Origin of the sequence: Novosphingobium sp. CF614, assembly GCF_900113255.1 — a bacterium.
In the GTDB taxonomy this organism is placed as follows: Bacteria; Pseudomonadota; Alphaproteobacteria; order Sphingomonadales; family Sphingomonadaceae; genus Novosphingobium.
The window spans coordinates 52,038-72,947 of record NZ_FOOR01000005.1; the positions used below are offsets into that span (position 1 = coordinate 52,038).

Annotated in this window: 24 protein-coding genes; 16 read left to right on the top strand and 8 right to left on the bottom strand. The window is 66.0% G+C overall.

Annotated elements, in window-relative coordinates; translation table 11 throughout:
• The first annotated feature begins 89 nt into the window (after positions 1 to 89).
• The 4 genes from rimO (at position 90) to BM052_RS07655 (ending at position 4,048) form a co-directional block, all read left to right on the top strand.
• On the top strand, positions 90 to 1,472 hold the full coding sequence (gene rimO, locus BM052_RS07640; protein ID WP_091145165.1) for a 30S ribosomal protein S12 methylthiotransferase RimO: 1,383 nt from the start codon (positions 90 to 92) through the stop codon (positions 1,470 to 1,472).
• 255 nt (positions 1,473 to 1,727) lie between these two features.
• Complete coding sequence (locus tag BM052_RS07645; RefSeq protein ID WP_091145168.1) at positions 1,728 to 2,486, top strand: bestrophin-like domain; 759 nt, start codon at positions 1,728 to 1,730, stop codon at positions 2,484 to 2,486.
• A gap of 259 nt (positions 2,487 to 2,745) precedes the next feature.
• The gene (locus BM052_RS07650; RefSeq protein ID WP_091145171.1) at positions 2,746 to 3,507 is read left to right on the top strand and encodes a competence/damage-inducible protein A; all 762 of its coding nucleotides are present in this window, start codon (positions 2,746 to 2,748) and stop codon (positions 3,505 to 3,507) included.
• Entirely contained in the window at positions 3,497 to 4,048 is a 552-nt protein-coding gene (locus BM052_RS07655) for a hypothetical protein (protein WP_091145172.1), read from the top strand. The genes BM052_RS07650 and BM052_RS07655 overlap by 11 nt, the downstream gene beginning before the upstream one ends.
• A gap of 13 nt (positions 4,049 to 4,061) precedes the next feature.
• On the opposite strand, the gene BM052_RS07660 is transcribed toward BM052_RS07655, so the two are convergent.
• From BM052_RS07660 to BM052_RS07680, 5 genes are read right to left on the bottom strand one after another with little or no spacing between them, the layout of a single operon-like run.
• Positions 4,062 to 5,330, bottom strand: a complete 1,269-nt coding sequence (locus tag BM052_RS07660; protein WP_091145175.1) for an adenosylmethionine--8-amino-7-oxononanoate transaminase — start codon at positions 5,328 to 5,330, stop codon at positions 4,062 to 4,064.
• Positions 5,327 to 5,956, bottom strand: coding sequence for a dethiobiotin synthase (gene bioD / locus BM052_RS07665; RefSeq protein ID WP_091145178.1), 630 nt, complete (start codon positions 5,954 to 5,956; stop codon positions 5,327 to 5,329). Before bioD ends, BM052_RS07660 begins: the two co-directional genes overlap by 4 nt.
• Before the next feature lie 20 nt (positions 5,957 to 5,976).
• Positions 5,977 to 6,732, bottom strand: coding sequence for a methyltransferase (locus BM052_RS07670; protein ID WP_091145181.1), 756 nt, complete (start codon positions 6,730 to 6,732; stop codon positions 5,977 to 5,979).
• Positions 6,729 to 7,349: an alpha/beta fold hydrolase gene (locus BM052_RS07675; protein WP_091145183.1), complete on the bottom strand. Its 621-nt coding sequence runs from the start codon at positions 7,347 to 7,349 to the stop codon at positions 6,729 to 6,731. The genes BM052_RS07670 and BM052_RS07675 overlap by 4 nt, the downstream gene beginning before the upstream one ends.
• Positions 7,350 to 7,407: 58 nt before the next feature.
• Positions 7,408 to 8,568 (bottom strand): aminotransferase class I/II-fold pyridoxal phosphate-dependent enzyme, encoded by a 1,161-nt coding sequence (locus BM052_RS07680; protein ID WP_091145185.1) that lies wholly within the window; start codon positions 8,566 to 8,568, stop codon positions 7,408 to 7,410.
• A 286-nt stretch (positions 8,569 to 8,854) separates the two neighbouring features.
• Between BM052_RS07680 and BM052_RS07685 the strand changes: the two genes are divergently transcribed.
• The 7 genes from BM052_RS07685 (at position 8,855) to BM052_RS07715 (ending at position 15,925) form a co-directional block, all read left to right on the top strand.
• Complete coding sequence (locus BM052_RS07685) at positions 8,855 to 9,832, top strand: helix-turn-helix domain-containing protein (protein ID WP_091145187.1); 978 nt, start codon at positions 8,855 to 8,857, stop codon at positions 9,830 to 9,832.
• 105 nt (positions 9,833 to 9,937) lie between these two features.
• Positions 9,938 to 11,752, top strand: coding sequence for a cobaltochelatase subunit CobT (cobT, locus tag BM052_RS07690; protein WP_091145190.1), 1,815 nt, complete (start codon positions 9,938 to 9,940; stop codon positions 11,750 to 11,752).
• A gap of 64 nt (positions 11,753 to 11,816) precedes the next feature.
• Positions 11,817 to 12,299, top strand: coding sequence for a hypothetical protein (locus tag BM052_RS07695; RefSeq protein ID WP_255406019.1), 483 nt, complete (start codon positions 11,817 to 11,819; stop codon positions 12,297 to 12,299).
• 27 nt (positions 12,300 to 12,326) lie between these two features.
• The gene (locus BM052_RS07700; protein WP_091145193.1) at positions 12,327 to 12,875 is read left to right on the top strand and encodes a hypothetical protein; all 549 of its coding nucleotides are present in this window, start codon (positions 12,327 to 12,329) and stop codon (positions 12,873 to 12,875) included.
• A gap of 80 nt (positions 12,876 to 12,955) precedes the next feature.
• Positions 12,956 to 14,452, top strand: a complete 1,497-nt coding sequence (gene cysS, locus BM052_RS07705) for a cysteine--tRNA ligase (protein ID WP_091145195.1) — start codon at positions 12,956 to 12,958, stop codon at positions 14,450 to 14,452.
• A complete protein-coding gene (locus tag BM052_RS07710) occupies positions 14,449 to 14,916 on the top strand; it encodes an RES family NAD+ phosphorylase (protein ID WP_143084775.1) in 468 nt (155 codons plus the stop codon). Before cysS ends, BM052_RS07710 begins: the two co-directional genes overlap by 4 nt.
• A 142-nt stretch (positions 14,917 to 15,058) precedes the next feature.
• Entirely contained in the window at positions 15,059 to 15,925 is an 867-nt protein-coding gene (locus BM052_RS07715; protein WP_369821511.1) for a D-2-hydroxyacid dehydrogenase, read from the top strand.
• On the opposite strand, the gene BM052_RS07720 is transcribed toward BM052_RS07715, so the two are convergent.
• Positions 15,922 to 16,272, bottom strand: coding sequence for a hypothetical protein (locus tag BM052_RS07720; protein WP_255406020.1), 351 nt, complete (start codon positions 16,270 to 16,272; stop codon positions 15,922 to 15,924). The two genes, BM052_RS07715 and BM052_RS07720, sit on opposite strands and share 4 nt — an antisense overlap.
• On the bottom strand, positions 16,262 to 16,462 hold the full coding sequence (locus BM052_RS07725; RefSeq protein ID WP_091145202.1) for a hypothetical protein: 201 nt from the start codon (positions 16,460 to 16,462) through the stop codon (positions 16,262 to 16,264). Before BM052_RS07725 ends, BM052_RS07720 begins: the two co-directional genes overlap by 11 nt.
• Before the next feature lie 98 nt (positions 16,463 to 16,560).
• Between BM052_RS07725 and BM052_RS07730 the strand changes: the two genes are divergently transcribed.
• Together BM052_RS07730 and BM052_RS07735 are read left to right on the top strand one after the other, a co-directional pair.
• Positions 16,561 to 17,211: a S24 family peptidase gene (locus tag BM052_RS07730; RefSeq protein WP_091145564.1), complete on the top strand. Its 651-nt coding sequence runs from the start codon at positions 16,561 to 16,563 to the stop codon at positions 17,209 to 17,211.
• Between the two features lie 63 nt (positions 17,212 to 17,274).
• A complete protein-coding gene (locus BM052_RS07735) occupies positions 17,275 to 17,952 on the top strand; it encodes an MBL fold metallo-hydrolase (RefSeq protein ID WP_091145205.1) in 678 nt (225 codons plus the stop codon).
• Positions 17,953 to 18,044: 92 nt separating this feature from the next.
• Here the strand turns inward: BM052_RS07735 and BM052_RS07740 are convergent, their stop codons facing one another.
• The gene (locus tag BM052_RS07740; protein ID WP_091145565.1) at positions 18,045 to 18,437 is read right to left on the bottom strand and encodes an MAPEG family protein; all 393 of its coding nucleotides are present in this window, start codon (positions 18,435 to 18,437) and stop codon (positions 18,045 to 18,047) included.
• 161 nt (positions 18,438 to 18,598) lie between these two features.
• Between BM052_RS07740 and rpmF the strand changes: the two genes are divergently transcribed.
• Genes rpmF through BM052_RS07755 form a run of 3 tightly spaced genes read left to right on the top strand, consistent with a single transcriptional unit; the run spans position 18,599 to position 20,836 of the window.
• A complete protein-coding gene (gene rpmF / locus BM052_RS07745) occupies positions 18,599 to 18,778 on the top strand; it encodes a 50S ribosomal protein L32 (RefSeq protein ID WP_091145207.1) in 180 nt (59 codons plus the stop codon).
• 28 nt (positions 18,779 to 18,806) lie between these two features.
• On the top strand, positions 18,807 to 19,868 hold the full coding sequence (plsX, locus tag BM052_RS07750) for a phosphate acyltransferase PlsX (protein ID WP_091145210.1): 1,062 nt from the start codon (positions 18,807 to 18,809) through the stop codon (positions 19,866 to 19,868).
• On the top strand, positions 19,868 to 20,836 hold the full coding sequence (locus BM052_RS07755; RefSeq protein ID WP_177198376.1) for a beta-ketoacyl-ACP synthase III: 969 nt from the start codon (positions 19,868 to 19,870) through the stop codon (positions 20,834 to 20,836). Before plsX ends, BM052_RS07755 begins: the two co-directional genes overlap by 1 nt.
• Positions 20,837 to 20,910: the final 74 nt, after the last annotated feature.

The following is a 20,910-nucleotide window of genomic DNA, read 5'->3' on the forward strand; positions in this document are numbered from 1 at the left end:
AGTGCAAGCGCGCGATCGGTCGATGGGCAGCCCCGGATCATTCAATTCGTGACTTGCCGCGGCATTCGGCGTATCGGGCCCGGATTCCCATGGCCATAGAACTTCCCACCCCGCCCAAGGTCGGCATGGTCAGCCTCGGCTGCCCGAAGGCGCTCGTCGATTCAGAGCGCATCCTCACACGCCTGCGGGCGGACGGCTACACGATGAGCGCGGACTATGCCGGCGCCGACGTCGTGCTGGTCAACACTTGCGGCTTCCTCGATTCAGCCAAGGAGGAAAGCCTCGCCGCGATCGGCGAGGCCATGGCGGAGAATGGCCGGGTCATCGTCACCGGATGCATGGGCAACGAAGCGGAGGCGATCCGCGCCAGGTTTCCCGATGTCCTCGCCGTGACCGGCGCGCACCAGTATGAGGCTGTGGTCGAAGCCGTGCATGAGGCCGCGCCGCCGGACCTTGGCCCGTACCTCGACCTGATCCCGCAGGCCTATGACGAGGCCGGGGTCAAGCTGACGCCGCGTCACTATGGCTACCTGAAGATTTCCGAAGGCTGCAATCATTCCTGCGCCTTCTGCATCATTCCGCAGCTGCGCGGGAAGCTGGAGAGCCGGCGCGTCGACGCGGTCCTGCGCGAGGCGGAAAAACTCGTCGCGGCCGGCACCCGCGAGCTATTGGTCATCAGCCAGGACACCTCGGCCTACGGCGTCGACGTGCGCCACGAGGAACGCGCCTGGAAGGATCGCCAGGTACGCACGCACATGACCGACCTTGCTCGCGAGCTTGGCCGGCTGAGCGACGCGCAAGGTCGCAAGCCCTGGGTGCGGCTGCACTACGTCTATCCTTACCCGCACGTCGACGCGGTGATCCCGCTGATGGCGGAGGGATTGCTCACGCCCTACCTCGACATTCCCTTCCAGCATGCCGCGCCCTCGGTGCTCAAGGCGATGAAGCGTCCGGCCAATGAGGCCAAGGTGCTCGAACGCCTGCGGGCGTGGCGCGCGGTCTGTCCCGATATCGCCATCCGCTCCAGCTTCGTCGTCGGCTTTCCCGGGGAGACCGAGGCGGACTTCCAGTACTTGCTCGACTGGCTGGAGGAAGCGCAGCTCGACCGCGTCGGCGCGTTCCGTTTCGAACCTGTCGCGGGCGCGGCCGCCAATGACTTGCCGGGCGCGGTGCCCGAGGCAGTCAAGGAAGAGCGCTATGCCCGGATCATGGAAAAGACCGCTGCTATCAGCGCCGCCAAGCTTGCCGCCAAGATCGGCCGGATCCTGCCCGTCATCATCGATGAGGTGGGCGAACCGGATGAAGACGGCGACATTGGCGCAACCGGCCGATCGCAGGCCGATGCCCCGGAAATCGACGGCAATGTCTTCCTGCGCGATGTCGAAAATGGCCTGCAAGCTGGTGATATCGTTGATGTTCTTGTGGAAGATGCGGACGATCACGACCTTTTCGGGGTGTTGAACCAAGGCTGAGCTTCATCCGCATCGGGCGGCATGATTGCAAAACATGCAACATTCTTCGATGTTTTCGCATTTGCAGCAATATTCCGCTCAATGCATAGGGAAGGGGCCTTTTAGGCATCCTCTCCCAAAAAACTTCCATAGGGCTGGTCTTCGGACCGGCCCTTTCTTTTTGGCGGTCCAGGCTTGCCCCGAGACGCGCCGAACTGAAACGGTTTGGACGTCGCCCCCGTTCCCGCTAGTCTGGGGCACGGCAGGGGGGTATCGATGGAAACGCTCATCAACGCGACAAGCCTGCCGGTGATGAGCCTCATGCTGTTCCTCGCCATGCTCGCCGCCGCCTGGGCGGGAAACCGGGCGCGGACATGGCGATCCGATTCCGGGAACGATGCCGGAGAAGGTTACCTGCTTTCCGCCGCGCTGGCGCTGCTTGGCCTGCTGATCGCCTTTACGTTCTCGCTCGCGGTCTCGCGCTACGATTCCCGGCGTGAACTGGTCGTCAGCGAAGCCAATGCGATCGGCACCGCCTGGCTGCGCGCGGGCCTGAGCGACGACAAGGCGGGGTCGGCGCTGCAAGCGGCCATAGCCCGTTATACCGATGTGCGGCTCGGCTTGTCGCGATCGGAACCAGCCGACCGGGTGGAGGCGGCAACGAACCGGGAGCAGCAGGTCGTCTGGGCCAGGCTGAAAGAAGTGATCGCGGCCGATCGTTCGCCCGTCAGCGCCGGTACGATTGCCGCCGTCAACGAAATGTTCGACGCCGCATCGTCCAGGAAGGCGGAGCGGGCGGCGCGCATTCCGGGCGAAGTGCTGATCGTGCTGGCGGCCTATACGATCATGGCGGCCGGTATCGTCGGATATGTCATGGGCGTGACGGGCCGGCGCCATCGGACTGTCACCGTGATCCTGTTTCTGCTGCTGACCATGGCGATAACCCTGATTCTCGACCTCGACAGGCCTCGGTCAGGGGCCATCACCGTGTCACAGCAACCGATGTGGGACGCGCGTGCGTCCATGCGGCGATGAGTATAGCGGGTTGTGATTGAAAACCCTGCCGCTTTCACTCAGTTGCAAATCATGCAACTGAGTTCGCTCTTTTCGCGTTTGTCGCGCGCACCGGCCCGATGCATAGGGGACGGGCCTTTTAGGCATCCTCTCCCAAAAACTTCCATAGGGCTGGTCTTCGGACCGGCCCTTCTTTTTTGCACGGTTCGCACCGCCGGGTGCGGATTTGCACGGCAGTCGGCCTCTGGCCCTGGCGGCGCAATTGTCCTAGCCAGTCGTCATGCCCAGTTCGTCGCGAATCTATTCAGCCGCCCTCGTCGTGATCGGTGACGAGATTCTTTCGGGCCGCACGCAGGACAAGAACATCGCGCAAGTCGCTACCTGGCTGCAAGTGCAAGGCATCCGTCTCAAGGAAGTGCGCGTCGTGCCGGACGATACCCCGGCGATCGTGGAGGCGGTGAACACGCTGCGCGCTCGCCACGACTATCTGTTCACCACCGGCGGCATCGGCCCGACTCACGACGACATCACGGTCGATGCCATTGCCGAGGCGCTGGGCGTGCCGGTGATCGTCCACCCCCAGGCGCGTGCGATCCTGGAGGGGTATTACGAGACGCGCGGCGGCCTTAACGAAGCCCGCCTGCGCATGGCGCGCACTCCGGAGGGCGCAAGCCTCATCCCCAATCGCTACACCGGCGCGCCGGGCATCCGCGCCGGCAACGTGTTCATCATGGCTGGCGTGCCGAGCATCGCCGCAGGCATGCTCGATGCACTGTCGGGCCAGCTCGAAGGCGGCGCGCCGCTGCTGTCGGAAACGGTTGGCTGCTGGGTCGGCGAAAGCGATGTGGCGGACCTGCTGCGCGAGACTGAACAGGCCTTCGCAACCTGCCAGATCGGCTCCTATCCGTTCTGGGCGGAAGGCAGGGGCGGAGCGAACTTCGTGATTCGCTCGGTCAGCGCCGATGACCTGGCCGCTTGCACCCGCGCTCTGGTCGAAGGCCTTGCCGCGTTGGACAAGCCGGCGATCGCCGGTGGCATTTGAACTGCCCTTGGCGCTGGCCGCAGTCACGGCGCAGGCGGGGACGCCCGCCACCCTCGACCAGTTCGAAGCCGTACTTGCGAGCCACGACAGCGCGACCAGGGCGCTGGAGCAATGGTGCGCCGCGCGCCGGATTGCCGATCCTCCGGTCGTTCACGCCAAGATCGTCAGTACCGCCGGCAACGATCCGCCGGCAGGCATGCGCCGCCGGCTGGGAGTTGGCCCGGATGATCCGCTGGGAATGCGCAACGTCGCCCTGTCATGCGGCGGGATCGTGCTTTCCGTGGCCTGGAACTGGTACGTTCCCGCAAGGTTGACGCCGGCGATGAACGAAGCGCTGGGCCGCTCCGACACGCCGTTCGGCAAAGTCGCCGCGCCGCTGGGTTTCAGGCGCAAGGCGATCGCCACCATAGCGGGCCCGGCGGAACGTTGCCCCGCCGCGACGATCTCGACGCACCTGGCAATGCTCTACCTGCCCGACGGCGAACCGCTTGCCTACGTCGTCGAGTGCTATACCGCGGCGATCCTTTCGGCCGGCGGATGATGCTCCGCCCGCCTCAGAACGATATCACCGCCTCGCCGATCGCGTCCCAGATCTGGCCGAGTTGCTCATCGCTGATGCAATAGGGCGGCATCACATAGACGGTATTGCCAAGCGGGCGCAGCAGCACGCCGCGTTCGCGGAAGAAGGCCATCAGGCGCGGGGCGAGGCTGTCGAGATAGCCGCCTTCGCCCTGGGTCCTGAGATCGAGCGCGGCGATCGTGCCAAGGGTGCGCGGGTTGTCGAAGTGGCAGAAGCGGCCCAGCTTTTCCACCCACGCAGCCTGCCGCCGCGCGAGATCGGTGACGACTTGCAGCACCGGCTCCTCGCGCCAGATCGCCAGGTTGGCGTTGGCTGCTGCGCAGGCGATCGGGTTGGCGGTGTAGCTGGAGGAATGGAAGAACATGCGCGCGCGCTCGCCGGACCAGTGGGCCTGGAACACGGGCTCGCTCGCCATGGTGACGGCAAGCGGCACGGCGCCGCCGGTAAGGCCCTTGGAAAGGCACAGGATGTCGGGCACCACGCCGGCCTGTTCGCAGGCGAGCAGGGTGCCGGTGCGCCCCCATCCGGTCATGACTTCATCGGCGATGAACAGCACGCCGTGGCGCGCGCAGATATCGCGCATCACCGCAAGCGTATCGGCGCCATAGACCAGCATTCCGCCGGCGCCGAGCACCAACGGCTCGACGATCAGGGCGGCGGTGTCCGGCGTTTTGCAGAACGCTTCGAGCGCATCGAGCGTGTCCTGCCCAGTGCCGGGTGCGGGGAAGGGAATGCGCGCCACATCGAACAGCAGCGGCTCGTAAGGCCGGTTGAACACGCCGCGCGCGCCCACGGACATCGCGCCGATGGTGTCGCCGTGATAGGAATGCTCCATCACCACGATGCGGTGGCGCGGCTCGCCCCGGGCATGCCAATAGCCCAGCGCCATCTTCAGCGCGACTTCGACGCTGGTCGAACCGGAATCGGAGAAGAACACGCGCGTAAGGCTTGCCGGCATCATCGCGCGCAGGCCGGCCGCCAGTTCCTCGGCCGGCTGGTGCGTCCAGCCCGCGAAGATGATCTGGTCGAGCTTGCCTGCCTGTTCGGCGATAGCGGTCATGATCCGGGGGTGGCAGTGTCCGTGCGTCGTGACCCACCAGGATGATATCGCGTCGATCACCGTACCGCCATCGGCGGTGTGCAGCAGTGCGCCCGCCGCATGGGTGACGAGTGGGATCGGTTCGGCGAGGCCGTGCTGGGTGAAGGGATGCCAGATGGGAGAGGCGGGATCGGGCGCGTTCATGGCGTGAAGTCCTCAATCCGGAAATTGTCCGCGAAGGCGGCGCGCAGGGTCTCGGGCGTCAGTGGGTCGAGCAGCGGCAGGCGGCCCAGTCGGCGGACCTGGCCCATGGCGCAGATCGTCGCCTCGCTGTCCTCCTGCGCGTCGCCGACGAAGGCCGCGCCCAGCACGGCGATGCCGCGCGCGCGCAGCGCCTCGATCGAGAGCAGCGCATGGTTGATGGTGCCGAGCGCCGTGCGCGCGACCAGCACCACGGGCGCCCCCCAGCGGACGAACTGATCGGCATAAGTCTCGCCCCGGCTGAGCGGCACCAGCACGCCGCCCGCGCCTTCCACCACCAGCGGTCCGTCGCCCCGGGGCAGCGCGAGCCGGGCAGGGTCGATCGCAACCCGGTCGATCTCGGCCGCCAGGTGAGGAGAGCAGGGCGTGGCGAGGCGGTAGGCCTCGGGCAGGATCCGCGTGCGTGGCAGGCCCGAAAGATAGGCGACGCGTTCGGCATCGGTGCCGTCTCCGTCGATCCCCGCCTGCACCGGCTTCCAGTATCGCGCGCCCAGCGTGCCGGCGAGCGCGGCGGCGAAGACGGTCTTGCCGATGCCGGTATCCGTGCCGGTGACGATGATCGCTGTCATTGCGCCCCCTCCATGGCTCGTCACCTAGCGCGGCGCAGGTGGCAGGTCACGATTTCGTATGTGACTTCGCGTCCATTTCGGTCAAATCGCGCCATGACGCGGCGCAGGGCCCCTGGGGGCAGGGGACGGTGGCCAGCCCTGGCGGTTCCCGCGCCGATCGCCTTCAGCGCGCGGAGGAAAGAGCGCGCATCGACATGGCGCTCGATCAGGTTTTCCACACGGAGGTCCTCGGGGCCGATCGCGGCAAAAGCCTCCATGGAAGGAAACGAGGGCGTCCCGGAAACGAGACCTTCCGCCGTGTGCGCCGCGCGCCATTCGGCGAAACTGTTCGGGCCCAGGGTGGTGACGAGGCAATGTCCGCCGGGCGCCAGCCATGCGGCCATGCGGGCAAGCGCGGCGGGGGCGTCTTCGAACCACTGCAAGGCCAGGCTGGAGCAGATGAGGTCGAAAGGGCCGCCGTCGGGCGTGCCGCGTTCGCCGTCGAGCAGCGCGAACCTACGCGAGGGAGCCTCGCCCAGCCGCGCGCGGCAGCGTGCGATCATTTCCGGCGCCACGTCCGTGACCAGCCATTGGCCGCCGACGCCGGCCTCGACCAGTGCCTGCGTCAGGAATCCGGTGCCGCAGCCGATTTCCATTACGCGGGGGTTCTCCGGCAGGTCGAGCGCGATCGCGCGCGTGGCAAGGCCTTGCGCGACCTTGCGCTGGATGCGCGCCTGCCTGTCGTAGTCCCGGGCCCCGGCAAAGGCCCGGGCGATCCGCGCGCGCCGCCCGTTCATGGCAGGGCGCCGACCGCTTCGCGCACCGCTCGCGCGCAGAAGTCCGGATCTTCGAGCGGCAGGAGGTGGCCGCCGGTTTCATGGCTCAGCCGTCGCACGCGGCAACCGGCGAAGACTGCCGCGCGCATGTCCGTCGGCAGCAGCGGATCGCGCCCGCCGTTCAAGGCCAGCACGGATACCCGCGGGAGCGGCGGCTGGGCATCGCGTAGGCGCAGCAGATCGGCGCGCAGTGGTTCCGGGTCGATCTCGCCGAAGGGTTCCGCGCAGCCGCAAGTCCGGCGGAATTCGGTCAGCACGGCGCGCGGGTCGGCCTTGAAGCGGCGAAGCATGCGATCGACCACGCGCGCGCCCACCCCGGGCTTGCCGGGCAGGGCGGTGAAGCGTTCGAAGCCATTGATCGCGACGATGCCGACAAGGCCCGGCGGCGGCGCGGCCAGCACGCGCATGGTGCCGAAGCTGTGAGTCACCGCCAGGCACGGCTCCGCCACCTCGGGAGCATGAGCAGCGCCGAAATAGCCGCGATCGTCGATTGCGTGGGGCCACTCGGGCAGCAGTTCGGCGAGGGGGCGCCAGAAATCCCGGTCGAAGCCCCAACCATGGGCGAAGAGCAGCTTCATGCCGGGCTTCGCCGATCGGTGCTTCCCGTGAACCCGCCGTGACGGACGAAATCCGGTATCACAACGCGGCCTCCAGCGCCGCCAGCAGCGCGTCGATGTCGGCCTCGGCATGGCTTGCGCGCAGGGCGAGGCGCAGGCGGCTGGTGCCTGGTGGCACCGTCGGTGGGCGGATCGCCGAGGCGAGGAAGCCGGCCGCTTCCAGCCGCCGGGAAAGCGCCAGGGTGGTTTCCTCCGGCCCGATCACGGCGGGCACGATCTGGGTGCTGGACGCACCGTGGTCGAGCCCCAGCCCGGCAAGCCCGGCGCGCAGCCGCTCACCCAGCGCGGCCAGATGCGCGCGCTCGGCGTCCATTGCCGGCACCAGATCGAGCGCCGCGTCGATCGCGCCCAGCACGGCGGGCGGCGGCGCGGTGGTGAAGACGAACCCGCTCGCGGCGTTGACGAGGTAGTCGATGGTGATCCGTGAACCCGCGACATAGGCACCGAAACCACCCAGAGCCTTGCTGAAGGTGCCCATGACAAGGTCGAGGCCGTCCACTTCCGCGCTCAGGCCCCGGCCCTGGGGACCGAGCACGCCGGTGGCATGCGCTTCGTCCACGAACAGCGCGGCATCGTGGGCTCGCGCGATCGCGGCGAGGCGAGCGAGGTCGGCGCGGTCTCCGTCCATCGAGAACACGCTCTCGGTCAGGATCAGGCGCGCCGGGGCCGCCGCGCCCTTCTGCGCCAGCAGCGTTTCCAGGTGATCGAGATCGTTGTGACGGAAGCGGTGCTGGCGTGCGCCGGCCACGGCGATCCCGGCGTGCATGCTGGCGTGGATCAACCGGTCGGTGAACACCGCTGCGCCCGGGATCGCGGCCAGCAGCGCCGGGATCACCGCCGCGTTGGCCTGCCAGCCGGTGGCGAAGAGCAGCGCGGCCTCGGTTCCCTTGAACGCGGCGATCCGCGCTTCGAGCGCCAGGTGCGCTTCGCTGGTCCCCGTCACCAGCCGCGAGGCGCCCGATCCGGTGCCGCCGCGCGCGGCCCATTCGCGCGCGCGCTCGATGAGCAGCGGGTGGCGGGCCAGGCCGAGGTAGTCGTTGCTGGAGAAATCGATCAGCTCGCGGTCGCCGCGCAGTACCCGTCCGCCCTGTGTCAGCGTGCTCGCGTGCAAGGTCCGCCGCTGCCCGGCGCGCTCCATCCGGGCGAGGGCGGTTTCCAGGAAGGAATCGAGCCGGCTCATCCTGGCGCCGGTATGGCATGCCGCCGCCGCGCACAATGGGCGAGCGTGTAGTCAGCCGAGGGTTTACCGCCGGGTCTGTCCCTATCCGGATCGCCAGCCGCACCCTTTTGCGATAGGATGCGCCGCGCGGGGTGTCTCATTCCCGGGACACTCGGCGATATCGTTCCTGCGAACGGTCTTTGCGATAGATCAAGGCAGCCGGCATGGACCGGACGATATGCAGCGCTGGACCGTTACGAGAACATGCCGGCGCGCATGCCGGTGGGGCGGTGAGGAGAGGCATGCCATGGCGAGCGAATGGCCCAATTGCGGCAACAGGCACAGCGACAAGGTTCTCGATACCGTGCAATCGGGCAACGCGGCCGCGCTTTCGGCAGTGGCGGCATCGTGGTGCCGATCGGCGCTGCGCCATGGACTCGATCCTTCGGCGGGGCGGCAGGGCGAGCGTCTCGGCAAAGCGGAATTCGGCATGTTGCGAGAGGCCAATGGCGAATTGCTGGCGGCGGCGACCCCGGTGCTGGACGGCCTGTTCGGCTCGGTGGGGCGCACCGGGGCCTGCGTGATTCTTTCGGATATCGATGGCATCGTGCTGGAGGCGCGCTCCAGCGCTGCCGAGGCGGGGCTGTTCGATGCCATCGGCCTTGCCCCGGCGGCCCAGTGGAGCGAAGCGGCCGAGGGCACCAACGGCATCGGCACTTGCCTGGTCGAGCAGCGCCCGGTCACGATCCTGCGCGGCGAGCACTTCGCCAGCCGCAACATCGGTGTTTCCTGCATGGACGCGCCGATCTTCGATCCCGATGGATGCCTCGTCGCCGCGCTCGACGTCTCCAGCGCCCGCCCCGAACATGGCGAGGCGATGGCGGCGATGATCGCCGCGTTGGTGCAGGACGCCGCGCGCGCGATCGAGCGCGACTATTTCTGCCGCCGCTTTGCCGAAGCACGGATCGTGCTGGCGGGGGAGAGCCGCACCGGCGGTCCCTCGCTGCTGGCGGTGGACCGGGACGACCTGGTCATCGGCGCCACCCGCATGGCGCGTCGCCACCTGGGGCTGGGCACCGAGGCCAGGCTGACCTCCCGCCCGCTGGCCGAAGTGCTGGGCACCGGCCCGGCCTCGCGCTTCGAGGACGGCGAGCGCACGGTGCTGCGCCAGGCGCTGGCCCGCTCGAACGGCAACGTTGCCGCCGCCGCGCGCCTGCTGGGTATCGGCCGGGCGACGATGTACCGCCGCATGGAACGCGCGGGGATGGCCGGTGGAGTGCACTGAGGCGCGCCGGAAACCGTCAAGCCCCATTCCCCGGCGCATCGCCCTGCGCGCTTTTCTGTATCGCCGTATTTGAGGCCTGGGCCGTCATGCGCTAGCGGGAAAGCCATGTCCGACGAATCTCCCGCAGACCGCTTCAAATCCGTCCTCGCTGGCGCCAGCCGCGCCATCGCGCATGAGAAGGAGATCGAGGTCAACTGGACGGCCGACGCACCCAGCGCGACCGGCGGCACTTTCCGCTTGCCCATGCCCGGCCGCAGCCTGCCGCGCGAAGCGGCGATGCAGGCGCGCGGGTTCGCGGACAGCTTCGCGCTTCGGCTGCGCCACCATGACGACCGGATCCATATCCGCCATGCGCCGTCGGAGCCGGCGGCGCGGGCCTGTTACGACGCGGTGGAGATGGTGCGCTACGAGGCGCTGGGATCCAACGCCTATCCCGGCATGCGCGGCAATCTGGATGCGGCATTGCTGGCACGCATGGGGTCCGACCCGATCACCCGTGCGGAAACGCCCGAGACCGTGCCGGTACAGGCCGCGCTTGCGCTGCTTCTGCGTGAACGGCTTACCGGCCAGCCGGTCCCCCAGATCGCGCGCGCCGGTGTCGATATGGTTCGCGACTGGATCGAGGAAAAGGCAAGCGCCGATTTCGAGGCGCTGGCCGCTTCGCTCCAGGACCAGCGGGCCTTCCAGTCGCGCTCGCTCGAGATGCTCGCGCACCTGGAACTGACCCGGGCCGAGGATGCCGAGCTTCCTCCCGACGATGCCGAGGAGATGGACGGCGAGGAGCAGACCGAGGAGGAGCAGGACGGCGACGAATCGGGGCAGGACCAGCAGCCTTCGGAAATGGCCGCCGAACCCTCGCAAGGCGAGGACGAGGGCGAAAGCGAGGCCGAGGGCGAGACCTCGGATGACATGCAGGAGGGCCAGGAAGGCGAGGACGGCGACGAGGGCATGCTGCCGGTCCGCCCCAACCGGCCCTGGACCGACATCCCCGAAGGCTTCGACTACAAGATCTTCACCGAGGCTTTCGACGAAGTGACAGCCGCCGCCGATCTGTGCGACGAGGAGGAGCTGACCCGCCTGCGCGCCTATCTCGACGCGCAGCTGAAGGGCCTGCAAGGCATCGTCACCCGGCTCGCCAACCGCCTCCAGCGCCGGCTCATGGCACAGCAGAACCGCTCGTGGGACTTCGACCAGGAGGAAGGCCTGCTCGACGCCGCCAGGCTGGCGCGCGTGGTGGTTTCGCCCGGCCAGTCGTTGTCCTACAAAGTGGAGCGCGACGTCGAGTTCAAGGACACCGTGGTCACCCTGCTGCTCGACAATTCGGGCTCGATGCGTGGGCGGCCGATCTCGATCGCCGCGATCAGCGCGGACGTGCTCGCACGCACGCTGGAGCGCTGCGGGGTCAAGGTCGAGATCCTGGGCTTCACCACCCGCGCGTGGAAGGGCGGGCTCAGCCGCGATGCCTGGCTGGCGAACGGCAAGCCCTCGCACCCGGGGCGCCTCAACGACTTGCGCCACATCATCTACAAGAAGGCCGACGAGCCCTGGCGCCGCGCGCGCAAGAACCTGGGCCTGATGATGCGCGAGGGCCTGCTGAAGGAAAACATCGACGGCGAGGCGCTGCTCTGGGCGCACAGCCGCCTGCTCGCGCGGCCGGAGGACCGGCGCGTCCTGATGGTCATCTCCGACGGCGCCCCGGTCGACGATTCGACGCTCTCGGTGAACTCCGCCGGCTATCTGGAGGCGCACTTGCGCAAGGTGATCGAGTGGATCGAGACGAAGTCTCCGATCCAGCTCGTCGCCATCGGCATCGGCCACGACGTGACCCGCTACTACCGGCGGGCAGTGACGATCATGGATGTCGAACAACTGGGCGGGACGATGATCGAGCAGCTGGCGGGGTTGTTCGAGGAGGAGTAAGGCTGCCGTAAGATGCTCTTTTTTACAGTTCCGGCATTTCAATATTTTAACTGATTGTCCGGACTTGACCGACTTTGCGGAACGCTATTTATATGGAATTGTTGTCGAAGGGTGGGGGTGTATGAGGAGAATAGCGTTTCTGGTCACGCTGGCGTGCGCTAGTTCCCTTTCCGCGAAGAGCCAGGAGGCCGATCAGCCCAACACGCTGACGCAGGGGATGGTGCAGATGACCCTGCGCGTCGGCACTACTACTCAGACGGAAGTGCTTGAAGCGTTCGGGGCTCCGAACATCACGACCTTGGATGCGCAGGGACAGGAAGTCTGGGTTTACGATCGGCAGGCTACCGTTTCCTCCAACGGTTCCAGTGGATTTTCAATTGGCATGCTGCTGGGCGCGGGGGGCGACGGCGTGGGAGGTGGTGGAGGGTTTGGGTTCGGTTCGTCAAAGAGCCGGTCTTCCCAGACCCAGCGCAGTATGACTCTCATAATCAAATTTAATCCGGACAAGCGTGTCAGTGATTTCAAGAGCCGGAGCAGTTCTTTCTAGACGACCGCATTGCGGCAGTGGGGGCACATGAAGATGAAACTGATAGCGCTGAGCCTTGTCTTGGCGAGTTTTGGCGCTGCACCGATCCAAGCCAAGGAAGAGGCGCCGACAGGACTGGCATTGCAGCAGATTCAGGCGCGCGATTACGAAGCTACCATGGATGTGCTGTTTCCAGCGATAGTCTCGGTTCTGCAGGATTCGGGTTACCGTATCACCGAGGCTGACAAGGTCTCAGGATTTATTTCTGGCGTTGGGTCAGCAAAAGGCAAGCTGACGTACAACATTTTTTGGGGTTTGGGTCAGAAGAAGAACGTGCCTATGGTATCGGCTTTCGTCGAGCAACGAGGGCCGACTATTGGAAGAGTTCGTCTAAGTTTCGTGATGTCTGCGGCGAAGAGCCGCAAGTCGTACAGCGATGAGACACCGGTTAACGATCCGACCGTATATAAGGATGCGTTTGAGCTTATCGAAAAGGAAATTTTCGTTAGGCAGGCAATGAATGCATCCACTCCTGGGACAACGCCCGTTTCAAGCGCTGCCGCTGCTACGGTCGATGCGGCGGCAATCCCGCATTGATCTTATTGCTGAGGGTATCGGGATGTTTCCTACTGCCCTCAGCTTGACCTTTGCCCCGCCGCGCCTAATGCCGCGTGCCCATGACCGACGCGCATCCTCTTACCCTGTTCAACAGCCTCACTCGCCGGCTTGAGCCGTTCCAGCCTGTCCATCCCGGCGAGGCGCGGGTCTATACTTGCGGGCCTACGGTCTACAATTATCCGCACATCGGCAATATGCGCGCTTATGTCTTTGCCGATGTGCTGGGGCGCACGCTGAGCTTCAAGGGCTATCGGCTTACCCACGTCATCAACATCACCGATGTCGGCCACCTGACCGACGATGCCGACGCGGGCGAGGACAAGATGGAGAAGATGGCGCAGGCGCAGGCGCAGTCCATCTGGGATATCGCGCAGCACTATACCCAGGCTTACTGGGCGGACATCGCGGCGCTCAATATCCGCCAGCCGGCCGAATGGTCGGTGGCGACAAAGTACGTGCCGCAGATGATCGAATTTGCGAAGGCAATCGCCGGCAAGCATTGCTACGAACTCGACGGCGGCCTCTATTTCGACGTGTCGACCGTCGCGGACTATGGCCGGCTGGCCAGGGCCGTGACGGAGGACGGGGAAGGTCGCATCGAAGCGGTGGAAGGCAAACGCAATGCCGCCGACTTCGCCATCTGGCGCAAGACTCCGCCGGGCGAGAAGCGGCAGATGGAATGGGATTCGCCCTGGGGCCGGGGCGCGCCGGGTTGGCATCTGGAATGCTCGGTCATGTCCGGGGACCTGCTGGGCTTCCCGTTCGACATCCATACCGGCGGCATCGATCACCGCGAGATCCACCATCCCAACGAGATCGCGCAGAATCAGGCCTTCTGCTGCACCAACGGCCTCGACGTACCCGCAAATTCGGGTGCCAAGGTCTGGATGCACAACAATTTCCTGGTCGAACGCTCTGGCAAGATGAGCAAGTCGTCCGGAGAGTTCCTGCGGCTGCAACTGCTTGTCGACAAGGGCTACCACCCGCTCGCCTACCGCATGATGTGCCTGCAGGCGCATTATCGCAGCGAGCTGGAGTTCTCCTGGGAGGGCCTGGGTGCGGCGCTGGTGCGATTGAAGCGGCTGGTGATGGCTACGGAAAACCTGAAGGCCCATGACGGCGTGGATGCCGAGTTGAGCCGGCAGGCCGACGGATTGGGCCAAGGTCAGCGTGCCCCCGGCGGAAAGCTTGGGTCATTTCTTGAACGCTTCGACAGGGCCATTTCCGAGGATCTCAACACGCCCGTCGCTCTGACGGTGATGGAGGAGGTGGTGGCGGCCAAGAAAGTCGATCCCCGCGAAAAGCTCGCCGTCCTCGCGCAGATGGATGCGGTGCTTGGACTGAACCTTTTCGCCCTGGTTCGCGCCGACCTGCGCATCCGTCCCAAGTCCGCGACGATCACCGATGCCGAGATCGAGGAAGTCCTCGCCCGCCGCGTACAGGCCCGCGCCGAAAAGGACTTCGCTGCTTCCGACGCCCTGCGCGACGAACTCGCCGGGAAAGGCGTGGAAGTGATGGACGGCGATCCGCTGCGCTGGGAATGGAAGCTGGGGTGAAGCTTTGGCGGCTTACCCGGATGCCGTTCGTCGCGTTGGATGGACGCGGCGCGATCACGCACGGCACACGCTACACGCCGCCCGGACATCCGGTGGTCAGCCTGGCCAGTGAGGCAGGGCTCGCTGTGCTTGTCGCATTGCGCTACCGTCCGCTCGACAGATCGGAACCCGATGATCTCGTACTCGGCTGGACCGATGTGGAGGCCGTGCCCGAACGTGCGCCCGATGACGAGGAGCTTGCCCGACGGTTCCTGGCGGACTGGCTTCTGTCGGGCTATTCGCTGCTTGCCAGCGTCCGTTCGCGCGTGCTGCCGGAGGCGGATGTGGTTTTGATGAATCCTTGCCACCGGGGCGCGGCAGGCGTTGCCCCCTTGACGGTACGCGGCTTTCGTTTCTCCGAATGTCTGCACGAACCGCCGATGGCGACGCGCTATCTCGCGAAGAATTTGGGCGATCACGGGTGAGCCGCTAGCACTGGAATCACGCGCCCTTGCAACGCCGCGTTGCACGCGATCAAGCATACGGAGCCTCGCCCTGATCCCTGCCCTCATCAACGAGCAGGCCAAGCCCTGTCTCAAGGCCGAACTGCCGAATGCGATCGAGCCGCTGTGGTTTTCCGGCCGGGAACAGTTGCTGGCACTGGCCCCGCGCGCGGAGATCGCCTGGCTCGACATGATCGAGCCGCCGCTGGCCGCCGAAGCCATCGCGCGGATGGCGGGGCTCCGATGGTACAATACGATGTCCGCCGGGGTGGACTGGCTGCCGCTGGACCTGTTCCGCAGGCGCGGTGTCATGCTTACCAACGGCTCCGGCATGCACGCCCAGGCCGTGGCGGAATACGCGGTGATGGGCATGCTGACGATGGCCAAGGGCTGGCGCGCGGTGGTGCGCGCGCAGGATCGCCGCGAATGGCTCATGGAGTCGCCGGGAAAGCGCGAACTGCTCGGCGCGCGGGTGTTGGTGGTGGGTGCCGGTGAGATCGGCGGACGAATCGCGCGGTTCCTGCAGGTGTTTGGGGCCGAGGTCACGGGCGTGCGGCGGCATCCGGGGCCGGGTGACCTCGGCCGGGACGATTGGCGCGCCGTGCTCGGCCGCTTCGATTGGGTCATCATCGTTGTTCCTTCGACATCCGAGACGGCACGCATGTTCGGCGAGGCCGAGTTCGCGGCGATGAAGCCCGGGGCGAACGTGATGAACTTCGCGCGCGGGAGCGTGCTCGATCAGGATGCCCTGCTGGCCGCGATCGATTCCGGGCATCTGGGCGGGGCGTTTCTGGACGTGACCGATCCCGAACCGCTGCCGGCCGGCCATCCGCTGTGGGCACGCGAGAACGTGCATATTTCCATGCATCTCTCCGGCCGTGCGCAGGATGCCCTGTTCGCGCGGGGATCGGCCCGCTTCCTGGGCAACCTGCGCCGGTACGCGGCCGGCGAACCGCTCGAGCATCGAGTCGATCTCGATCGGGGTTATTAGGCCCCATCGAGCAGCAACAACTCGGCCTCGACGATCATGCGCGGGCAGGGGATGGTCTCATGCTCGACGGCGACCACGGCGGCATCGGCGACGAGGTGGGCGGGGATCGTGAATTCGTGCTCGGGCAGGGCGGCCAGATAGGCTTCGCCTTGCGCGATTGCCTCGACCTCGGCGAATGCCAGCGCGATAGTGTGGCGCGTGCCGGAGAACGTCACGCTCGACCACGCGCGTTCGGTGTGGCGCACGAGTTCGGCTCGCGGCCCGGCGAGGGTCAGCACTTCGGACAGCAACCGCGGCCATGGGTCGCGCCGCTCGGTGCGGCGGATCATCGGGTGGTCAATGTGCATGGCTGTTCTCCGATTCGCTGGCCAGATAGGCGTTCATGAAGGCTTCGACTCGCTTGGCCGTGCCGGCACGCGGGGTGCGGCCGTTGCGCAAGTCGGCGACGAATCGCGGATCGCGCGCGGCGAGGCGGCCGAACTTGGTCCAGGGCATGTTGGTCTGGCGCAGGAAGCGCTCGATGTGGCGCAGGAGCATCTTTGCTGGTCCTCCGTTGGATTGCGGAATATGTTCACTTTATGTTCCAACGGAAATCCAACTTGTCTAGGAAATTTCCTTCGTATATGGATTACAATATGGAAACCGCCGATGTTCGACAGCGATTGCTCGTCCTGGCTGACGAGCGCCGCGTGAGCCTTGCCGCGCTGTCTCGCATGATCGGCAAGAATGCCAGCTATCTCCAGCAGTTCGTTCGCAAGGGAAGCCCTCGCAAGCTGGAAGAGGAGGACCGCGGCATGCTGGCCCGGTTCTTCGGCGTCGAGGAATGCGAGCTTGGAAAGGTAAAGGAAAATTACCTTAACGATTCGGTTCTCGCTGTCCTATCCGAATGGTTCGATGTTCCGCGCCTGACGATCGGTGCTTCGGCCGGCTCCGGCGCCTCGCCCGGCGGGGAGGAAGTGCTGGGCACGATCCGGTTCTCGGCGCGCTGGCTGCGCGCCATGGGGCTGCAGGCGGATATGCTCTCGGCCATCGCCGTGACCGGCGATTCGATGGAGCCGACCTTGCGCGATGGAGACGAGATCCTGGTGGATCGCACGCCCCGCGCCTTGCGGGACGGAATCCACGTGGTGAGTCTGGAGGACAACCTGCTGGTCAAGCGGATCGACACCAGCCGGCCCGGACTGGTCGTCCTGCTGAGCGACAATCCCGCCTATCGGCCCATCGAGTGCCGGCCCGAGGACGTGCGGGTGATCGGCCGGGTGGTCTGGAAGGGCGGCCGAATCTGAGGCGGCCCGTACCCTGGCGGGAGGCGGTTGCATTCGCGGCGTAGTGCCGCCATTTCGCGGAACATGACCGAAGAAATCCAGCCGATGCGCGTCGGCATCATTCCTGTCACGCCGCTCCAGCAGAATTGCTCGCTGCTATGGTGCACCCGGACCATGCGGGGCGCCTTGGTGGACCCCGGCGGCGATCTGCCCAAGTTGAAGCAGGCGCTGGCGAAGACCGGCGTGACGCTGGAGAAGATTCTGGTCACGCACGGCCACCTCGATCACTGCGGGCTGGCCGGCGTCTTGGCCAAGGACATGGGCGTGCCGATCGAGGGACCGCAGGAAGAGGACCGCTTCTGGATTGCCCAGCTCGACGACGATGGCCCGCGCTGGAACATGGAAGCGCACAGGTTCGAGCCCGACCGCTGGCTGGAGGAAGGCGACAAGGTGACTGTCGGGGAGCTTGAGATCGACGTCCTGCACTGTCCCGGTCACACGCCCGGACACGTCGTGTTCCATCATGCCCCCAGCAGGTTCGCGATGGTGGGCGACGTGCTGTTCCAGGGCGGTATCGGTCGCTGGGACTTTCCGCGCGGAAATCTGGAGGATCTGGTGAATTCGATCACCACGAAGCTCTGGCCGCTGGGCGATGACGTGACGTTCGCGCCGGGCCACGGCCCGATCAGCACGTTCGGGGATGAGCGCCGCAGCAATCCTTTCGTCAGCGACGCGGCGCTCAGCCAGGGCCTGCCCTATTAGGGCGAAGAACCCGAAATCCGAATCAAGCTTCGCTCGTCCTTCGACTGGCTCGGGATGGGCGGGGGTACGGAGGAGATTTGGGGCTCGATGCTTTAGAATCGCCCCAGCGCGATCAGCACGGCAATCGTCGAAAGCCCCAGCAGGGTCAGCGCGGTCACCATGAAGCCGATCGCACGCGGGGGATTCGCTTCCGGTTTGTCCATCCCGAAGGCATGGCTCACGCGCGCCAGCATATAGACCGAGCCGACCAGTGCCAGCCATGTCCCGCCCTTGCCGGTCATTTCGATCGCGGCGATCAGGATCAGCACGAAGGGCGTGTTCTCGACGAAATTGGCCTGCGCGCGCATGCGCTGCAACAGCAGTGCGTTGCCGCCGTCGCCATGCGGGACTTTCGCGATGTACCGTATCCTGCCCGTCCGGATCGCAAGCCAGAGGTTGATTATCCCGGCGGCGGCGGCAAGGCTCAGTGTCGTTTGCAGAATCATCGCGTCGTTCCCTGCTGTGGTGAGGGTGTTCATTGGGGCAGGGAGGAACGGGTTGCAACTCGTCAGAAATCGGGTATAGGCGCGCCTTCGCAAGCCGCCGTGTCCGTCCGGTCATCGGCGGCGTTTTTGACATAAACGCATTTCCAGGAACAGGTGCCGAAATGGCTGTCCCTAAGAGAAAAACGAGCCCGTCCCGCCGGGGCATGCGCCGCAGCCATGATGCGCTCAAGGTTGAAGCGTTCCACGAGTGCCCGAACTGTGGTGAACTGAAGCGCCCGCATAACCTCTGCAACGCTTGCGGCCATTACAACGGTCGCGAGATTGTCGCGGTCGAAATCTGAGACCTCAGACAAGTTTCGGAGAAAGCCCATGAGCTTGCCGCGTATCGCCGTTGACGCGATGGGCGGCGACGAGGGCGTGCGCGTCATGATCGAGGGCGCCGCGCTGGCGCGCCGTCGGCATGACCGCTTCAAATTCCTGTTGGTGGGCGATGAGGCGCGCATCAAGGCGGCGCTGGAGAATCACCCGAACCTGCGGGCCTCCTCCGAAATCCTGCATACCAACGATGTCATCAGCGGCGAGGAAAAGCCGAGCCAGGCCCTGCGCCGGGCCAAGGGCACCTCGATGGGCAGGGCGATCGAGGCGGTCAAGAAAGGCGATGCCGGCGCTGCCGTGAGCGCGGGCAATACCGGCGCGCTCATGGCGATCGCCAAGCTGACGCTGCGCACCATGCCGGGCATCGACCGGCCGGCGCTCGCCGCGCTGCTGCCGACGCTGGGCGACAACGACGTCATCATGCTCGACCTTGGCGCCAATACCGAGTGCGACAGCCGCAACCTGGTCCAGTTCGCGATCATGGGCGCGGCTTATGCGCGGGTGGCGACCGGGCGCGATCGGCCGCGCGTGCGGCTGCTCAACATCGGCACCGAGGAGATCAAGGGCACCGATCTGCTGCGCGACGCGGCGGCGACGCTGAAGGCGGCCTCCGGCGACCTGTCAATCTCGTTCGATGGCTTCACCGAGGCGGACAAAGTCTGTCGCGGCGATATCGACGTTGTCGTGACCGACGGCTTTTCGGGCAATATCGCGCTCAAGGCGGTCGAAGGGACCGCTCGCTTCGTTGCCGACCTGCTGCGCCGGGGCTTCCAGAGTTCGCTGCGCTCCAAGATCGGTTTCCTGATCTCGAAGCCGGCGACCGAGCTGCTCAGGCATCATCTCGATCCCAACAATCACAACGGCGCGGTCTTTCTGGGCCTCAACGGGATTGTCGTGAAGAGCCACGGCGGCGCCAGCGCGGCGGGCGTGGCCAATGCCGTGGCGGTGACCGCGCGGCTTCTGGAGGAAAACGTGACCGAGCGCATCTCTGCCGACCTCGCCCGGGTGGGCGGGGAAACCTGGCGCATGCCGCGAACGCAGGAAGAGCGCGCCTGATGCTTCGTTCGGTCCTGATTGGCACCGGTTCCGCGCTTCCGCGCCAGGCCGTGAGCAATGCCGAGCTTGCCGAGCGCGTCGACACCAGCGACGAGTGGATCGTCGGACGTACCGGCATTTCCAACCGCTATATCGCCGCGCCCGATGAAACGACGGCGAGCCTTGCCACCGAGGCCGCGTGGAAGGCGATCGAGGCGGCGGGCATAGAGGCCGCGTCGATCGACCTGATCGTGCTCGCCACCGCTACGCCGGACCAGACCTTTCCTGCCACCGCCACCATCGTCCAGAACAACCTGGGTTGCCGGGGCGGAATCGCCTTCGACGTCGCGGCGGTCTGCTCGGGGTTTCTCTATGCGCTGGGCATTGCCGATTCGATGCTGCGCACCGGCATGGCACGGCGCGCGCTGGTGATCGGTTCGGAGACCTTCAGCCGCATCCTGGATTGGGACGACCGCACCACTTGCGTGCTGTTCGGCGACGGGGCTGGAGCGGTCGTCGTCGAGGCGCGGGAAGAGGACGGGGAAAAGCCGCGCGGCATCCTGGCCACCCGCCTCCATGCCGATGGGGCGCATAACCAGCTGCTCTATGTGGACGGTGGTCCTTCGACCACCGGCACGGTCGGCAAGCTGCGCATGAAGGGCCCCGAAGTCTTCCGCCACGCGGTTGTCAATCTGGCCGAGGTTCTCAAGGAAGTCCTTGAGGAAACAGGACTATCCACCAGCGACATAGACTGGCTGGTGCCGCATCAGGCGAATGCCCGGATCCTGGATGCGACCGCGAAGAAACTCGGCCTGCCCACGGAAAAGGTCGTGATGACCGTTGGCCAGCACGCCAATACCTCGGCGGCATCGGTTCCGCTGGCGCTGGATCAGGCGGTTCGCGACGGACGGATAGTCCAGGGCGATCTTGTCATGCTGGAAGCGATGGGCGGCGGCTTCACCTGGGGTGCGTGCCTGATTCGGGTCTGATTCGCTGCCACCGTGATCGATTGCGTGTATTATCGCACGCAGCATTGCTTTTTCCCTGCTTTTTCATATGATCG

What these genes read in the sequence shown, in the direction of transcription:
- rimO (WP_091145165.1), top strand. Translation starts at nt 90, where the DNA reads ATGGCCATAGAACTTCCCACCCCGCCCAAGGTCGGCATGGTCAGCCTC.
- BM052_RS07645 (WP_091145168.1), top strand. Translation starts at nt 1,728, where the DNA reads ATGGAAACGCTCATCAACGCGACAAGCCTGCCGGTGATGAGCCTCATG.
- BM052_RS07650 (WP_091145171.1), top strand. Translation starts at nt 2,746, where the DNA reads ATGCCCAGTTCGTCGCGAATCTATTCAGCCGCCCTCGTCGTGATCGGT.
- BM052_RS07660 (WP_091145175.1), bottom strand. Translation starts at nt 5,330, where the DNA reads ATGAACGCGCCCGATCCCGCCTCTCCCATCTGGCATCCCTTCACCCAG.
- bioD (WP_091145178.1), bottom strand. Translation starts at nt 5,956, where the DNA reads ATGACAGCGATCATCGTCACCGGCACGGATACCGGCATCGGCAAGACC.
- BM052_RS07670 (WP_091145181.1), bottom strand. Translation starts at nt 6,732, where the DNA reads ATGAACGGGCGGCGCGCGCGGATCGCCCGGGCCTTTGCCGGGGCCCGG.
- BM052_RS07675 (WP_091145183.1), bottom strand. Translation starts at nt 7,349, where the DNA reads ATGAAGCTGCTCTTCGCCCATGGTTGGGGCTTCGACCGGGATTTCTGG.
- BM052_RS07680 (WP_091145185.1), bottom strand. Translation starts at nt 8,568, where the DNA reads ATGAGCCGGCTCGATTCCTTCCTGGAAACCGCCCTCGCCCGGATGGAG.
- BM052_RS07685 (WP_091145187.1), top strand. Translation starts at nt 8,855, where the DNA reads ATGGCGAGCGAATGGCCCAATTGCGGCAACAGGCACAGCGACAAGGTT.
- cobT (WP_091145190.1), top strand. Translation starts at nt 9,938, where the DNA reads ATGTCCGACGAATCTCCCGCAGACCGCTTCAAATCCGTCCTCGCTGGC.
- BM052_RS07700 (WP_091145193.1), top strand. Translation starts at nt 12,327, where the DNA reads ATGAAGATGAAACTGATAGCGCTGAGCCTTGTCTTGGCGAGTTTTGGC.
- cysS (WP_091145195.1), top strand. Translation starts at nt 12,956, where the DNA reads ATGACCGACGCGCATCCTCTTACCCTGTTCAACAGCCTCACTCGCCGG.
- BM052_RS07720 (WP_255406020.1), bottom strand. Translation starts at nt 16,272, where the DNA reads ATGCACATTGACCACCCGATGATCCGCCGCACCGAGCGGCGCGACCCA.
- BM052_RS07725 (WP_091145202.1), bottom strand. Translation starts at nt 16,462, where the DNA reads ATGCTCCTGCGCCACATCGAGCGCTTCCTGCGCCAGACCAACATGCCC.
- BM052_RS07730 (WP_091145564.1), top strand. Translation starts at nt 16,561, where the DNA reads ATGGAAACCGCCGATGTTCGACAGCGATTGCTCGTCCTGGCTGACGAG.
- BM052_RS07735 (WP_091145205.1), top strand. Translation starts at nt 17,275, where the DNA reads ATGACCGAAGAAATCCAGCCGATGCGCGTCGGCATCATTCCTGTCACG.
- BM052_RS07740 (WP_091145565.1), bottom strand. Translation starts at nt 18,437, where the DNA reads ATGATTCTGCAAACGACACTGAGCCTTGCCGCCGCCGCCGGGATAATC.
- rpmF (WP_091145207.1), top strand. Translation starts at nt 18,599, where the DNA reads ATGGCTGTCCCTAAGAGAAAAACGAGCCCGTCCCGCCGGGGCATGCGC.
- plsX (WP_091145210.1), top strand. Translation starts at nt 18,807, where the DNA reads ATGAGCTTGCCGCGTATCGCCGTTGACGCGATGGGCGGCGACGAGGGC.
- BM052_RS07755 (WP_177198376.1), top strand. Translation starts at nt 19,868, where the DNA reads ATGCTTCGTTCGGTCCTGATTGGCACCGGTTCCGCGCTTCCGCGCCAG.